This is a genomic window from Chryseobacterium culicis (assembly GCF_002979755.1).
GTDB classification, from domain to species: Bacteria; Bacteroidota; Bacteroidia; order Flavobacteriales; family Weeksellaceae; genus Chryseobacterium; species Chryseobacterium culicis_A.
In genome coordinates, this window is the sequence record NZ_PCPP01000001.1 from 519526 (window position 1) to 535722 (window position 16197).

Annotated in this window: 12 protein-coding genes; all 12 read left to right on the forward strand. The window is 37.5% G+C overall.

Annotated elements, in window-relative coordinates; genetic code table 11:
• The first annotated feature begins 163 nt into the window (after positions 1–163).
• The gene (locus tag CQ022_RS02475; protein ID WP_105682512.1) at positions 164–799 is read left to right on the forward strand and encodes a cysteine hydrolase family protein; all 636 of its coding nucleotides are present in this window, start codon (positions 164–166) and stop codon (positions 797–799) included.
• Positions 800–1169: 370 nt separating this feature from the next.
• Positions 1170–1745: a Crp/Fnr family transcriptional regulator gene (locus tag CQ022_RS02480; protein ID WP_105682511.1), complete on the forward strand. Its 576-nt coding sequence runs from the start codon at positions 1170–1172 to the stop codon at positions 1743–1745.
• A gap of 293 nt (positions 1746–2038) precedes the next feature.
• On the forward strand, positions 2039–5308 hold the full coding sequence (gene ccsA, locus CQ022_RS02485; protein WP_105682510.1) for a cytochrome c biogenesis protein CcsA: 3270 nt from the start codon (positions 2039–2041) through the stop codon (positions 5306–5308).
• Between the two features lie 393 nt (positions 5309–5701).
• On the forward strand, positions 5702–6568 hold the full coding sequence (locus tag CQ022_RS02490) for an SPFH domain-containing protein (RefSeq protein ID WP_105682509.1): 867 nt from the start codon (positions 5702–5704) through the stop codon (positions 6566–6568).
• An 80-nt stretch (positions 6569–6648) separates the two neighbouring features.
• Complete coding sequence (locus CQ022_RS02495; RefSeq protein ID WP_034694367.1) at positions 6649–6837, forward strand: hypothetical protein; 189 nt, start codon at positions 6649–6651, stop codon at positions 6835–6837.
• Between the two features lie 475 nt (positions 6838–7312).
• Complete coding sequence (locus CQ022_RS02500; protein ID WP_105682508.1) at positions 7313–8863, forward strand: aldehyde dehydrogenase family protein; 1551 nt, start codon at positions 7313–7315, stop codon at positions 8861–8863.
• Positions 8864–8977: 114 nt separating this feature from the next.
• Entirely contained in the window at positions 8978–10303 is a 1326-nt protein-coding gene (gene lat, locus CQ022_RS02505) for an L-lysine 6-transaminase (RefSeq protein WP_105682507.1), read from the forward strand.
• A gap of 61 nt (positions 10304–10364) precedes the next feature.
• Complete coding sequence (locus CQ022_RS02510; protein ID WP_105682506.1) at positions 10365–10595, forward strand: DUF2007 domain-containing protein; 231 nt, start codon at positions 10365–10367, stop codon at positions 10593–10595.
• 176 nt (positions 10596–10771) lie between these two features.
• Entirely contained in the window at positions 10772–11284 is a 513-nt protein-coding gene (locus CQ022_RS02515) for a GNAT family N-acetyltransferase (RefSeq protein WP_105682505.1), read from the forward strand.
• A gap of 116 nt (positions 11285–11400) precedes the next feature.
• A complete protein-coding gene (locus tag CQ022_RS02520; RefSeq protein ID WP_105682504.1) occupies positions 11401–11856 on the forward strand; it encodes a transcriptional regulator in 456 nt (151 codons plus the stop codon).
• Position 11857: 1 nt separating this feature from the next.
• On the forward strand, positions 11858–13045 hold the full coding sequence (locus tag CQ022_RS02525) for an efflux RND transporter periplasmic adaptor subunit (RefSeq protein WP_105682503.1): 1188 nt from the start codon (positions 11858–11860) through the stop codon (positions 13043–13045).
• A complete protein-coding gene (locus CQ022_RS02530; RefSeq protein WP_105682502.1) occupies positions 13045–16191 on the forward strand; it encodes an efflux RND transporter permease subunit in 3147 nt (1048 codons plus the stop codon). Before CQ022_RS02525 ends, CQ022_RS02530 begins: the two co-directional genes overlap by 1 nt.
• The last annotated feature ends 6 nt before the right edge of the window (positions 16192–16197 follow it).

Consider the following 16197-nt stretch of genomic DNA (forward strand, 5'->3'; position numbering starts at 1 on the left):
TAAAAAAAAGATAATAAAATTTCTTATTTAAATTGATGTAAATGAAAAAAAGTGGCAATATTAAAAATCTGATGGATATTATAATATATCAATGGCGTTTTTTGAACTAGTTCAAAGGTCAGGAGGAGAAGCCTGTGTAATTTTGACCTATAAAATTTGAGACATGAAAAATACATTCAAAACTATTCTGACCCTAGGTCTGATAGTCATTTCACTGATTACAATGAACGCACAAAAACAAAAAATGGAAAACACAGCACTATTAATTATTGATGTACAAAACGATTATTTCCCGGGAGGAAAAATGATGTTGGAAAATGCCGAACAGGCGGGAGAAAACACCCGGAAAGTTTTAGAGTATTTCAGGAAAAATAACCTTCCTGTTATTCATATTCAGCATATTTCTACCAATGACGGAGCCTCTTTTTTTCTTCCTGATACGGAGGGTGCTAAAATCAATCATAGGGTTTTACCTCGCGAAGATGAAAAAATAATTATCAAACATTTTCCCAATAGTTTCAGAGAAACGGATCTGATGGATTATCTTCGGTCAAAGGAAATCAAAAATCTGGTGATCACAGGGATGATGACGGATGTTTGTGTAGAGGCGACTACCAGAGCTGCTTTTGATTTTGGGTTTATAAATACAATTATCGGAGATGCTACAGCAACCAGAAATCGGGAGTTGAATGGGGAAGTGGTAAAGGCAGCAGAAGTACAAAGGGCTACTTTGGCTGGAATATCTGCTCTTGGAAATCTTTATGCACGGGTAATAAATACTCATGAACTTTTAAAATAAGCTATCGGGGACATGGAAAGGTACAAAGATTTTTGGATAATCTTATAGGTAATCATCTGAAAAATTAGCTCAATCTGTGAGAAAATAAAAATATTAAAAACGCAAAGGCGCAAAGAGTTTTTTAAAATATAGGCGATTTTTAAGGCGCAAGGATTTTATCTCCAATAACATTTAAAACAGTTCAACTTGCTGAAAATCTTTGATTTTCTTGTGCCTAAAAGATAATTGCATGTATAATAAGCCTTCGCGCCTTTGCGTTTATCCAACAAAAATCGGAGCTCTACTGCTTAAGCACAAAAATAACTTAACATAACTTAATTTTATAAAGGTGTCAATAATTTTGATACCTTTATTTGACTTAAACAAGACAATGTCCGATTTACTTCTTAAAAATATCAGTCAATATATACACCTTTCGGAAGAGGATTTTAAACAGTTTGTCAAGCCATTTGAATACAAAAAGTTTAAAAAGAAAGAAGTTGTTCTCAAAGAAGGAGATTGCTGTCTCTTCGAAGGATTTGTTCTGAATGGTTGTTTCAAAATCTATTACCTGAATGAAAAAGGATTTGAGCAGACTTTATATTTTGCTGTGGAAGGTTGGTGGATTACCGATATAGACAGCCTTATCAATAATGTTCCGAGCATTTTGAATATTGATGCCCTGGAAGAAAGCGAAGTTTTAATGATTGCTAAAAAAGATAAAGAACATCTGTACGAAACAATGCCACAGATAGAAAAGCTTTTCAGAATCATGAATCAAAAATCTTCGGTAGCTCTGCAAAGAAGAATTCTTTCATTAACTGGCAAAACAGCGGATAAACGGTATCTTGAATTCCTTGAAAAATATCCGGGACTCGAACAGAGGCTTACCCAGCAGCAGGTTGCTTCTTATCTGGGAATTACTCATGAATTTTTAAGCAAAATCAGAAAAAAAGTGCCATTGTAGAAATTGTTGTATTGGCTTTTCTTTTTCTGAAAAATACACTTGGTATTTGTTGCTTGATAATCAGTTGATTGCTTGTTCTTGTTCTGTTTTTGAATAGAAGTCTTCAATCATTGAGATAGGTATTATAAATCTGTATTCAGTTGATTTCCGGAATTGAATTTTTCCCAATGTTTTCAGGCTTATTAAGAATGTTTCAAAATAAGCAAAACCGAGGCCAAAGTGATAAAAAACAGCTTTTTTTAAGCTCTTTGTAGTTTATCATGCTTATTTTTGCATGTCAAGTACAATAAATCATGAAGAAGCTCCAAGATATTCTTATCTCAACCAGGACAATGGCTGTATTGTTGCTGGTGTACGCATTCGCGATGGCTTATGCAACGTTCTTAGAAAACGACTACGGAACTCCTACAGCAAAAGCATTAATTTATGAGGCCAAGTGGTTCGAACTGATCATGGTCCTGCTTATTCTTAATTTCATAGGAAATATCGGAAGATACAGACTTTGGAAGAAAGATAAGTGGCCGGTTCTTGTTTTCCACCTTGCCTTTATTTTTATTTTTATTGGTGGTGCCATCACCAGATATATCAGTTTCGAAGGGACAATGCACATCAGAGAAGGTGAAACGTCCAATGAAATCGTAACCGATAAAAACTTCTTTAAAATTCAGATCGAAGAAAAAGGTGATGTGCTGAACTATCAGGATGTTCCTTATCTGATGTCTCCGTTACACAAAGATTTCAATGCAACCTATGACTTCCACGGAAAAGAAGTGAAAGTGTCTGCAAAGGAATACATCCAAAGAAAAAAAGACAGCCTTATTGCTGAACCTAATGGTGCTGAGTATCTTCATTTGGTTTCTACCGGAAATACGGGAAGACAAAATATTTACATCAAACCGGGGGAAACAAAATCCATCAACGGAACTTTGGTAACATTCAACAGAGCGATTGAAGGCGCAGTTGAATTCAAAAACGAAGGAGGAAAATTATTCATTAAAACTCCTGTAGATGCAAGCTATATGACCATGGCGACTCAGGCTACAGGAAATACCGTGAAAGATGAATTCCAGCCTTTGGCACTAAGAAGTTTATATACGATCAATGAACTGAAACTTGTAATTCCTGAAGGTCTTAAAAAAGGAAGACTGATGGCTATTGAAGGAGACAGAAAGAAAGATGCTAATGTTCCGGATATGCTTCAGATTGAGCTTCAGGGACCAAAAACAAAACAAATTGTAGACCTTTCTGTTGAAAAAGGAAACCCGAATGCTTACAAGCAGGTGACTATGGATGGATTAAACATCATGGTAGGTTTCGGACCAAAAGTATACAACACACCTTTCGCCCTGAAATTAGATGATTTCGTAATGGAAACGTATCCTGGAAGTTCATCTCCAAGTGCTTATGAAAGTCATGTGAAAATCATTGATGAAGGTAAAGAAACTCCTTATAAAATCTATATGAACCATGTTCTTAACCATAAAGGTTACCGTTTCTTCCAGTCGAGTTTTGATCCGGACAGAATGGGAACCGTTCTTTCTGTAAACCATGACTACTGGGGAACTCTGATTTCTTATATCGGATACGGACTTCTGTTCTTAGGAATGTTTGTAATCTTCTTCTGGAAAGGGACTCACTTCTGGAAATTGAATAAAATGCTGGCTGATGTTAACAAAAAGAAAACAGCGGCAGTACTTTTACTATTCTTAAGTTTAGGGTTAAATGCTCAGAAAATTGAAACTCACGGAACAACTGACGGAAGCAGAGAACATATTCATGTGGAAGGAGACAACCATTCTCACGCTCCGGCTCCATCTGCTCAGCCTCTTGATGGTGCTGCTCCAAAGCAGAACTCTCTGGCGACTCCAATGGGGAAAATGAGATCTATTTCACCGGATGAAATCATTGCAAGAAACAAAATCAGCAAAGAGCATGCGGATAAATTCGGATATCTATTGGTGCAGAATTTTGAAGGAAGAATTGTTCCTATCAATACAGAAGCATTAGATATTTTAAGAAAATTATACAAAAAAGACGAATTCAAAGGAACAGACGGAAAGTCTCTTACCGCCAACCAATGGTTCCTTTCTATCAATACTGATACACCAAGCTGGACAATGGTTCCTTTGATTAAGGTAGGAACTAAAGGAGGTGACGAACTGAAGAATAAAACAAAAGCAGATGAAGATGGCTATACCTCTTTGATGAACCTTTTCCCTGCAGATGCCAACGGTAATCTTACCTATATTCTGGATCATGACTACAACACTGCATTCCGTAAGAAGCCGGCTGAACAAACAAATTATGATAAAGAAGTAATTGCTGTAAACGAAAGAGTACAGATCTTCAATGAATTCTTCAGCGGTCAGTTTATGAGAATTGTTCCTGTGAAAAATGATGCGAATCACACATGGCACTCATGGTTAGATCAGAAATTTGAACCAGACATGGAATCTCAGCAGGTAATGGGACCTTACTTTGCAGAAGCCCTTACAGCACAGAAAACCGGAGACTGGAGCAAAGCAGATTCAGAATTGGCAAAGCTTTCAGACTATCAGCAGAAATGGGGGAAAGCAGTTGTTCCTGCTAAATCCAAAGTTGATCTGGAAGTATTTATGAATAAAGTAGACATTAACTTTAAATTGTTAATCTTCTACACCCTTATCGGAGGTCTTCTTCTGATCTTAGGTTTTGTTGAGTTATTCAAATCAAACCAAAAATTAAACAAAATAATTAAGGTAATCATTGCGATTGGTTTAATTGGCTATCTGTGTCATTTCTTAGGACTTGTTGCAAGATGGTACATCTCAGGACACGCGCCTTGGAGTAACGGATACGAAGCGATTATCTTTATCTCCTGGGTAGGTATTACAGCAGGCTTAATTCTGTACAGAAATGCCAACGCATTGATTCCTGCGGCAGGATTTATGGTGGCTGTTATTATGATGGGATTTGCCCACGGAGGTTCTGCACTTGACCCACAGATTACACCACTGGTTCCGGTATTGAAATCTTACTGGTTAATTGTTCACGTGGCTATTATTACCTCCAGTTACGGATTCTTCGCCCTTTCGATGATCATTGCGGTAATCTCATTGGTATTCTATATTATATCCAATAAAGAAACCTATAAAATTCACCATGATACTACATTGAAGGAATTGGTAATCGTTTCTGAAATGTCATTAACCATCGGATTGTTTGCTTTAACTGTAGGAAACTTCTTAGGAGGAATCTGGGCCAACGAATCATGGGGAAGATACTGGAGCTGGGACCCGAAAGAAACATGGGCTTTCATCTCTATCATGGTGTATGCATTTGTATTACACATGAGATTAGTACCTGGATTGAGAAGCAGATGGGCATTCCACGTAGCAACGATGTTTGCGTTCTGCTCAATGGTAATGACTTACTTTGGGGTAAATTATTACCTAAGCGGACTTCACTCGTATGCAGCAGGAGATCCGGTACCAGTACCAGCATGGGTATACATTGGAATAGGTACAATGATCCTTTTATCAGCGGTTTCTTATTTCAAGTTTAAAACCCTTACAAAGAAATAGACTTTTAACTCTATATATTAAAATCCCGGAATTTACTTTCCGGGATTTTTTTTGTTTATGTATGGTGATTCTGGCTTTGGGATGAGTTGTTTTAATAATACGTTCGCAATGATGTATATTATGATGAGTTTCGTTCTCTAAGGCGTTTCACTCAGCATAGAAACTAGTGGTCTTAGCTAAACGAAGTGGCTTTGCGAACAAAAATATAATGCATTCTAATAAATTAACCTCGCGAACTTTGCGTTAGTTAAAAATATCCGAATCTTATATCCCGAAACTCGTAACCCGAACCCCGAAACTCACACCTCAAAAAAATCATAATTTATCATTTATAATTCAAAATTCATTAGTATCTTTATGATATCAAAATAATATCAAATTAAAAATTCAATCATGGAAAAAACATTAAAACCCATGTCGGGCTATCTTACACTGGTCATCTGCCTTGCCCTGTTTGTTGCAGCAGTTTACTTCTTTGTTAGTGGAGTAGATCAAAGTATCGTCTATGTGGCTATCGCTATGCTTTGCTTTCTTCTTTCGTGCTTTTTCTTAAAAGGGTTAATGATTATTCAGCCTAACCATTCAAGAGTGTTAAACTTTTTTGGAAAGTATGTGGGGAGTGTAAAAGAGAATGGATTATTCTTTATCAATCCTTTGTATTCATCACAGAAAATATCTTTACGTTCTGAAAATTTACAGGGTCAGACTTTGAAAGTAAATGATAAAATGGGTAACCCTATTGAAATTGCCGTTGTAATCGTATGGAAAGTAGGAGATACTTATAAAGCTGCTTTTGATGTAGAACGTTATTCAGACTTTGTAAAAATGCAGAGTGAAGCAGCTGTGAGACATTTAGCGATGAGCTTTCCTTATGATAATTTAGAAGATGATCATGCTCCGATTACATTGAGAGAAGGAGGTGATAAAATCAATTCTATTTTGGAACAGGAGCTTACAGATCGTCTTTCTAAAGCAGGAATTGTAATTCAGGAGGCAAGGATTTCACACCTGGCTTATGCTTCTGAAATTGCAGGTGCAATGCTTCAGAGACAACAGGCTACAGCAATCGTTGCTGCCAGAACCAAAATTGTAGAAGGAGCTGTAGGAATGGTAGACCTTGCATTGAAAAAACTTTCAGAAGACAATATTGTTGAATTGGATGATGAAAGAAAAGCAGCAATGGTAAGCAATTTAATGGTAGTTCTTTGTGGTGAAAAAGCTGCAACTCCAATATTAAATGCAGGAACACTTTACAATTAAAAGTGAAAATTAACAGTTAGATTTTAGTGAAGATATTTCTGCACTAAAATAGTTAGAAATAATGTTAGAGAATTTAGAAAATGAAATCGGAAAAAGCTCAGAACTCTTCGGAAAGCAAAGGTAAAAAATCCTTTGTGATAAGGATAGATGAGTCTACTTATAAACTCCTTGAAAAGTGGGCCAATGATGAATTCAGAAGTGTGAACGGACAGATAGAATACCTGTTGCATCAGAGCCTTGTCAACGCAGGGAGGAAGAAGAAAGAGTAGTTTAAAAGGGTGGATCAAACAAGAAAAATAATCTTTTTGGGGAATACGCGCACAGAAATCGAATATTTTTCCCCTTTTTAAAATTACAGAAAGTATAAAAAAGACCTCCTTTTTTAGCTTTTCAATAAAGAAATAACAATTCAGTTAACCTTCGCCTAAAAAAGAAAGCAGAGAAATTTTCTCTGCTTTTTTATTGTATACAACTCTGGAGACTATCTGCTCCAACGTAGAATATAACGAGCCAAATCAAGCCTTTAATGGTAAAGAAAGCTAATCCTGCCCATCCCACACGCTTGAACCACTTTTTAAGCTTTGAGTTGTTTTCTTGTGAATTTTCCATTGGTGATTATCAAAAAGATTACGCTACAAAGATAAGCATGTTTATAATTAGTCCAAATAAAAAGCGTATTAAAAATTAAAGTTTTGAGGTTCACATAATATTTTTATCTTTAGAGAGAACGAAAAGTAAGATTTTATGTCAAAAAAAGTAAAGGATTTCGGAATTGAAAAAACACTCAAGAATCTTGGGATTAAAGAAGAGAACAAAGGGACTTCAGTGGGCGGGAAATATTTCGCTTCAGGAAAGGTGATAGAAAGCATTTCTCCTGTAGACGGAAAGTTAATCGCTAAAGTAAAAACTTCCGGAGAAAGTGATTATGACAAAGTAATTGAAACTGCTCAAAAGGCATTTCAGGAATTCAGGCTGATCCCGGCTCCCAAAAGAGGAGAGATCGTAAGACAGCTGGGCTTAAAATTAAGAGAATATAAAGATGACCTTGGTAAACTTGTTTCTTATGAAATGGGTAAATCATTGCAGGAAGGGCTTGGTGAAGTTCAGGAGATGATTGACATCTGTGACTTTGCGGTAGGACTTTCAAGACAGCTTCAGGGGTACACAATGCACTCTGAAAGACCAGGACACAGAATGTATGAGCAATACCACCCGCTTGGAGTAGTAGGAATCATTACTGCATTCAACTTTCCGGTGGCTGTATGGTCCTGGAATACGGCACTGGCATGGATCTGTGGTAATGTTACCATCTGGAAACCATCTGAAAAAACACCACTTTGTGCTATTGCATGCCAGAATATTATGATGGAAGTTCTGAAGGAAAATAACCTTCCTGAAGGTATTTCAAGTGTATTGGTATCGGACCACGAAATCGGACAGAAATTAGTAGATGATAAAAGAGTAGCGCTGGTATCTTTCACAGGATCTACAAGAGTAGGGAGAATGGTTTCTTCGAAAGTAGCAGAAAGATTCGGGAAGTCTATTCTTGAATTAGGTGGAAACAATGCGATCATCATTACTAAAGAAGCTGATATCGACATGTCAATCATCGGAGCTGTTTTCGGAGCGGTAGGAACTGCAGGACAGAGATGTACTTCAACAAGAAGACTGATCATTCACGAAAGTGTTTACAATGAAGTGAAAACAAGATTAACAAAAGCTTACGGGCAGTTGAAAATCGGAAATCCATTGGATGAAAACAACCATGTGGGCCCACTTATTGATACAGATGCTGTAAACCAATACGAAGAAGCGATCAAAAAATGTAAAAAAGAAGGCGGGAAATTCGTTGTTGAAGGAGGCGTTTTAACTGGAAAAGATTACGAATCCGGATGCTATGTGAAGCCTTGCGTGGCAGAAGTGAAAAACTCTTATGAGATTGTTCAGCACGAAACTTTCGCACCTATCCTATATCTTATCAAATACAAAACATTAGAAGAAGCTATCGCTATTCAGAATGATGTTCCTCAGGGATTATCTTCTGCGATCATGACTCAGAACTTGAGAGAAGCGGAGTTATTCCTTTCTCATGCTGGTTCAGACTGTGGTATTGCCAACGTAAATATCGGAACTTCCGGTGCTGAAATTGGTGGAGCTTTCGGAGGTGAAAAAGAAACCGGAGGAGGAAGAGAATCAGGATCTGATGCTTGGAAGTATTATATGAGAAGACAAACCAATACTATAAATTATACCGCTCAACTTCCTTTAGCACAAGGTATTAAATTCGATTTATAAAAGCTTTACTTAAAGCACTTAAAAAATAAAAAAAATTAATAACCTGAATGGTTATATGTTTCATTCTTTGAGCCATTTGAACATTCACTTATTAAATCACACTACAAATTTATTATGGAACACACATTAGATATAAAAGCAAATAAAGTAAAAGAAACAGTAGGAAGACATGTTCTTGCAGACGGTTTCGATTTTGTGATGGACATTGAAAAATCACACGGATCATGGCTTTATGATAAATTGACAGACAGAGAATACCTGGATATGTTCTCTATGTTTGCATCAGCATCCATCGGATACAATCACCCTTATCTTGTAGAAAGATCAGAGTGGTTAGGAAGAATGGCTGTAAACAAACCTACTTTGGCTGACGTTTACTCAGAAGAATACGCTCATTTCCTTGAAGTATTCGAAAGAGTGGTTATCCCACAAGAATTACAATATGCGTTCTTTATCGAAGGCGGAACGATGGGCGTTGAAAATGCTATGAAGGCATGCTTCGACTGGAAAACCCGCAAAAACTTTGCAAAAGGACTGGAAACAGAAGCAGGAATCTGTATCCATTTCAAACAGGCTTTCCATGGAAGAAGCGGTTATACTTTAAGCTTAACCAACACTTCTGACCCAAGAAAATACCAATATTTCCCATTGTTCAACTGGCCGAGGATTTTAAATCCAAAATTAAAATTCCCGATTACAGAAGAGAACCTTGAAGAAACTATCAAAAATGAAAACCTTGCGCTGCTTCAGATTGAAGAGGCTATTCTGATGAACCCTGATAAAGTGGCTTGTATCATCATTGAACCTATTCAGGCTGAAGGAGGTGACAATCATTTCAGAGACGAATTCTTATTAGGATTAAGAAGAATCTGTGATGACAACGAAATCTTACTTATTTTTGATGAAGTTCAGACAGGTATTGCCATTACAGGGAAAATGTGGGCTTTCCAGCATTTTACAGCAAAACCGGATATCATTTCTTTCGGGAAAAAAGCTCAGGTTTGTGGTGTTTTGGCCAACAAAGAGAAGTTTGATGAAGTTCCGAACAATGTTTTCAGAGAAAGTTCAAGAATCAATTCTACATTTGGAGGGAACTTTATCGATATGCTTCGTTTCCAACTGGTAATGGAAGTTATCGAAAAAGAAAACCTTGTGGAGAATGCAAGAGTGGTTGGAGATTTCTTATTAGAAAGCTTAAAAGCCATGGCTGAAAAGTATCCTGAAAAAATTTCAAATGCAAGAGGAAGAGGTTTGATGTGTGCCATTGATCTTCCAACTGCAGAGCAGAGAAACCACCTGATGAATGAGCTTTTTAACGATGGATTGATTATTCTTCCTTGTGGAGATCAGTCTCTTCGTTTCAGACCTCATTTGAATGTTACTAAAGAAGAAATCCAACTTGCTTTAGATAAAATTGAAAACAACATTAATAAAATTTAAAACTCGGGATTTGTAATTTAAAAAAATATATCGTATATTTAGATACTTAAACAGTTAGAATATGGAAAGAAGTACGAGAGTATCAGTTTATGTAAGTGATAATCCTTCAGAAATTCAGTTGGTTAAGTCTAAATTGGATGACGCTCAAATTACAAATACCGTTGAAAATAACTATCTTACATTTACTACAACCCCAACAGCTACTTCGCTGAAGGTAATGGTAGATTTGGAAGATGAAAGAAAAGCATTTGAAATTATTGATGCTTACCTTCAACAAAGTGAAAATCAATAAACAATTTCATAATTTTAAATTTTACTACTTCGAACCGAAAATTAATCTTATTAGTTTTCGGTTTTTTAATTAATTACAAACCATTAAAAGATGAATGTTTCAAAGATTGAACAAACCAGAAACTATTCTGATTTTTAATTTTTACATCATTCAGGCTTTTAATCAAATTTTACCACATGAATCCAGAGATTAAACTAAGAAAAGCGGAAATTGAAGAAAGGAACATTATTTGGGAAATCATCCAGCAATCTATCGAAAGAAGAAGACAGGATGGCAGCACCCAATGGCAGAACGGATACCCTAATCTTGGAACCGTAGAAAGTGATATTGCCAAAGGATTCGGACATGTTCTGACGGTAGATGGAGAGATTGCTGTGTATGCAGCTTTGATTTTAAATGATGAACCTGCTTACAGTACTATTGAAGGCGCATGGCTGAGTGATGGTGAATTTGTAGTGGTTCACAGAGTTGCTGTAGATGAAAAATTTGCAGGACAGGGTATGGTGAAAAAGTTTTTTGACCATATCGAAGAATTTACAAAATCCCATGGAATTCAGAGTATTAAAGTAGATACGAACCATGACAATATTGCTATGTTGAAAATCCTGGAAGGCAGAGGTTATTCTTATTGCGGAGAAGTTCTTTTAAGAGACGGAATGAGAAAAGCTTTTGAGAAGATTATATTTTAAGCCAAAAGTTAAATCCTCTTTCATTGAATTTTTAAAACGCCCTGTATTTATAAACTCTATCAGGTTTGTTCGTTTGGTTCTGAACTAATTTCTACTTTTGTTCAAATTTTTATATTATGCACCAAAGTATAGAAATTGATGAGAAAATTTTTCAGGATGCCGTAAAGTTCTATGGCACCGTGTTCAGCTTACCCCCTTTAGCATCGAAAATTTATTCCTACCTTCTTTTTGACTATGAGAAAGTAGGAATTACTTTTGACGAGTTTGTTGAAGTGTTATCCGCTAGCAAAAGCTCTGTTTCCACCAGTATTTCGTTGCTGTTGAATACCCAGCTTATTGTTGATCATAATAAGATGGATGAGCGGAAACGATATTTTTTCATCAATGATGAATACAAAAAAATACGATTCGAGAAAATTGTCCAAAAAATGCAGGACGAACTAAAACTATTAGATGATTTAAACAATTTTAAAAAAAGTAAAGACGATGGATACAACGAAAGAATAGAAGTTTACAAAGCACTCTTAAATAAAAACATAGAAAATATACAGGAATCTCTTAATAAACTATAAAATGAATAATAAGCTAGTTATACTTTCCCTTGCAGCGTTTTCACTAACTGCCTGCAAAAAAGAAGCTCCGAAGCAGGATGGTGCCAAGCCCTATCCGGTTGTTTCCGTGGAGTCGAAAAATATAGTGGGTTATCAGACGTTTCCGGCTACCATTCAGGGTAGGGTAAACAATGATGTACGTGCAAAAATACAGGGGTATATTACCCAGGTATTGGTAGATGAAGGACAATATGTTACCAAAGGACAGCCTTTGTTCCGTCTGGAAACCAATATTCTGAATGAAAACGCCGCAGCTTCCAAAGCCGGAATCGGTGCTGCTGCATCCAGTGTGGCTGCTGCTCAGGCTTCTGTAAATGCTGCGCAGGTTGAAGTAAACAAACTAAAGCCTTTGGTTCAGAAAAATATCATCAGTAACGTTCAATTACAGACTGCTCAGGCTCAGTTGGCTCAGGCTCAGGCACAGTTACAGCAGGCCAATGCTGCTAAGAGACAAGCTGAAGCCAATTATAAAGGAGTAGAAGCAAATATCGAATATTCCATCATTCGCGCACCTATTTCAGGGGTGATCGGAAGACTTCCTTTAAAAGTCGGAAGTTTGGTAGGACCGTCTGATCAGACTCCTCTGACAACGATTTCGGATACTTCTGAGATCTTTGCTTATTTCGCAATGAATGAAAAAGCTTATTTTGATTTCCTTGAAAAAGCTCCGGGGGCTTCTATGTCTGAGAAAATCAAAAACTTACCAATGGTTGAACTGCAGTTAGCAAATGGTAGCCTATATCCTGAAAAAGGAAAAATTGAAGCCATTACCGGTCAGATTGATCCTACTACAGGAACCATTCAGTTCAGAGTGGCGTTCTCCAATGCTCAGAAATTATTGAGCAACGGTAACAGTGGAACCATCAGATTCCCTCAACGTTATGACAATGTTTTGGTCGTTCCTGAAAGTGCTACTTACGAACAACAAGGTATTGTTTACGTATACAAAGTAGAAAAAGGAGATACTGCAAGAAACGTTGTAATTAATGTTATTGACAGAATCGACAATATGGCTCTTGTCAAATCAGGAGTTAATAAAGGTGAAACTGTTATTGCAGCTGGTATCGGAGGTCTGAAACCGGGAACAGCAGTGAAGCCGAAGCCCATTAAAATGGATAGTCTTGTTCAATCAATAAAACCGAAATTCTAATGATAAAAAACTTTATTAACAGACCGGTTTTATCTACCGTAATCTCAATTTTGATTGTGATTCTCGGTGTGCTAGGACTGATCTCGTTACCGGTTACACAGTATCCGGACATCGCACCTCCTACGGTGAGTGTTTCCGCAAACTATACGGGAGCCAACGCTGAGACGGTGATGAAAAGTGTAGTGGTGCCTTTGGAAGAACAGATCAACGGGGTGGAAGGAATGGATTATATTACTTCCAGTGCCGGAAACGATGGTTCTGCCCAAATCCAGGTTTTCTTTAAACAAGGAATTGATCCGGATATTGCAGCGGTAAACGTACAGAACCGTGTCGCAAGAGCAACACCACTTCTTCCATCCGAAGTAACGAGATCGGGAGTTGTTACCCAGAAGCAGCAGACAAGTGCCTTGATGTATATGTCTTTCTATTCTGAAAATAAAGATCTGGATGACGTATATCTTCAGAACTTTTTGAATATTAATATTATTCCAAACCTGAAAAGGGTAAATGGTGTAGGGGATGCCAACGTTTTCGGAGGTAAAAACTACTCGATGAGAATCTGGCTGGATCCGGCAAAAATGGCTGCCTACAGTGTGACTCCTACGGATGTTACCAATGCCATCAACGAGCAGAGTAGAGAAGCGGCTGCAGGTTCAATTGGCCAGAACAGTGGAAGTTCTTTTGAATATATCATCAAATATGTAGGTAAATTCAACGATAAAGAACAATACGATAATATCATCATTAAATCTCTTGCAAACGGACAAAACCTGATGCTGAAAGACGTTGCTAAGGTAGAACTGGCAGGTCAGTCTTACACGGGAATCGGGGAAAACGGAAACAATCCTTCCATCAGTATGGGGATCTTCCAGACTCCGGGATCCAATGCACAGGAGATTATTAAAAATATCAAAACTTATCTGAAATCAGCAGAAGGTACTTTCCCTAAAGGAATTAAATATACCTTTAACTTTGATACCAATGAATTCCTTGAAGCTTCTATTGAAAAGGTAGTGCATACCCTGATTGAAGCATTCATCTTAGTATTTATTGTTGTATATATTTTCCTTCAGGATTTCAGATCTACCCTGATTCCGGCTATTGCAGTTCCGGTATCTATTGTAGGGGCGTTCTTCTTCCTGAATCTTTTCGGATATTCATTAAACCTATTGACCCTTTTTGCATTGGTACTTGCCATTGGTATTGTGGTGGATGACGCCATTGTGGTCGTCGAGGCCGTCCATGCGAAGATGGAGCACGGTATTTCCGATGCGAAAAAAGCTACGGTGGAAGCAATGGATGAAATTACAGGAGCCATTATCTCTATTACCTTGGTAATGGCAGCGGTATTTATCCCTGTGACGTTTATTACAGGTCCTACTGGGGTATTCTACCAACAGTTTGGTATTACGCTGATCATTGCAATCATTATCTCAGCAATTAATGCATTAACACTGAGTCCGGTTTTATGTTCATTATTCCTGAAACCTCACGATGCACATCATGCAGAGTATAAGAATTTAAACCTTCTACAGAAGTTTTTCTATAAGTTCAATATAGCTTTTAAAACTACAACTGAACGTTACGGAAGAGGGTTTGTATTTTTGTTAAGACATAAATGGGTAACCCTTATTATTTTCGCTGTTACCGGAGGTATTTTATTCTGGGCAAGCAGCAGTATGAAGAAAGGGTTTGTACCTACGGAAGACAGAGGAATTATCTTTACCGATGTTCAGCTTCCTCCGGGAGCCTCTATGGAGAGAACTTATAATGCCTTGAAAACACTTCAGGCTAAAGCATTGAAAGTGCCGGGAGTTCAGAACGTAACGATTTCTACAGGGAGAGGATTCTTGTCCGGAAACGGAAGTAACAACGGTCTTGCCTTTGTAAAACTAAAACCATTCGAAGAAAGAAAAAAAGATGGTCAGACTTCTGAAGATATTACCAAAAAATTATTTGGAATTGTAGGATCTGTACCTGATGCAAAAGTGGTATTCTTCCAACCTCCAAGTGTACCAGGATTTGGTAACAGTGCCGGTTTTGAAATGGTATTGCTGGATAAATCAGGTGGAGAATATGCCGATCTGGATAATAAAACCAATGAATTCATCGGTAAGCTGATGCAGAGACCGGAAATTCAGTTTGCGCAGACCTCTTTCAATACAAAATATCCTCAGTATCAGATGGAAATTAATGTTCCTTTGAGCAAGCAGCTTGGAGTTTCTGTAAATGATATTCTGGCAACCATGCAAGGGTATATCGGAGGTGTTTATACCGCTGACTTTACCAAGTATGGGAAACAGTTCAGAGTAATGGTGCAGGCTCTTCCTGAAAACAGAAAGAACATTGAAAATCTGAACGAACTTTATATAAGAACAGGTTCAGGGATCATGTCTCCGATTTCACAGTTTGTAACATTGACAAAAGCCTACGGACCACAATCTGTAAGCCGTTATAACCTCTTTACTTCAGTGAAAGTGACAGGAGCCAACTCTGACGGATACAGCTCCGGAGATGCTATTGCCGCTGTACAGCAGGTTGCTGAAGAAACGCTGAATCAAAACTATGCGGTAGAATTTACCGGGTTGACCAGAGAAGAATTAAATTCAGGATCTCAGACCCTTCTGATCTTCGGGTTGAGTTTGGTCTTTGTTTACTTTATCCTTTCTGCACAGTATGAAAGTTATATTCTTCCGCTGATTGTTGTAATTTCCCTTCCTCTTGGGGTAATGGGAGCTTATTTCGGGCAGAAGATAATGGGCTTGGAAAATAATATTTATTTCCAGATTGCCCTGATCATGCTTGTTGGACTACTGGCGAAAAATGCAATCCTTATTGTTGAATTTGCTGTTCAGAGAAGGCATCATGGCGAAACGATTGTCATGTCAGCCATCAATGCAGCGAAGGCCAGAGTGAGACCTATTTTAATGACATCGTTTGCCTTTATCTTCGGTTTATTGCCGTTAGTTTTGGCCAGTGGAATTGGTGCAGTAGGTAACAGATCTATTGCGACAGGTGCAGCAATTGGACTATTGATAGGAACGGTTTTAGGATTATTTGTTATTCCGGTATTGTATGTCATCTTTGAGACATTACAGGAAAAAATTAAGCCTATCAAAAAAGAAGATATCAATTTAGCAGAATAAAATTAA

Excerpts from the sequence above, each read along its gene's own strand:
- CQ022_RS02475 (WP_105682512.1), top strand. The coding sequence starts at position 164 with ATGAAAAATACATTCAAAACTATTCTGACCCTAGGTCTGATAGTCATT.
- CQ022_RS02480 (WP_105682511.1), top strand. The coding sequence starts at position 1,170 with ATGTCCGATTTACTTCTTAAAAATATCAGTCAATATATACACCTTTCG.
- ccsA (WP_105682510.1), top strand. The coding sequence starts at position 2,039 with ATGAAGAAGCTCCAAGATATTCTTATCTCAACCAGGACAATGGCTGTA.
- CQ022_RS02490 (WP_105682509.1), top strand. The coding sequence starts at position 5,702 with ATGGAAAAAACATTAAAACCCATGTCGGGCTATCTTACACTGGTCATC.
- CQ022_RS02495 (WP_034694367.1), top strand. The coding sequence starts at position 6,649 with ATGAAATCGGAAAAAGCTCAGAACTCTTCGGAAAGCAAAGGTAAAAAA.
- CQ022_RS02500 (WP_105682508.1), top strand. The coding sequence starts at position 7,313 with ATGTCAAAAAAAGTAAAGGATTTCGGAATTGAAAAAACACTCAAGAAT.
- lat (WP_105682507.1), top strand. The coding sequence starts at position 8,978 with ATGGAACACACATTAGATATAAAAGCAAATAAAGTAAAAGAAACAGTA.
- CQ022_RS02510 (WP_105682506.1), top strand. The coding sequence starts at position 10,365 with ATGGAAAGAAGTACGAGAGTATCAGTTTATGTAAGTGATAATCCTTCA.
- CQ022_RS02515 (WP_105682505.1), top strand. The coding sequence starts at position 10,772 with ATGAATCCAGAGATTAAACTAAGAAAAGCGGAAATTGAAGAAAGGAAC.
- CQ022_RS02520 (WP_105682504.1), top strand. The coding sequence starts at position 11,401 with ATGCACCAAAGTATAGAAATTGATGAGAAAATTTTTCAGGATGCCGTA.
- CQ022_RS02525 (WP_105682503.1), top strand. The coding sequence starts at position 11,858 with ATGAATAATAAGCTAGTTATACTTTCCCTTGCAGCGTTTTCACTAACT.
- CQ022_RS02530 (WP_105682502.1), top strand. The coding sequence starts at position 13,045 with ATGATAAAAAACTTTATTAACAGACCGGTTTTATCTACCGTAATCTCA.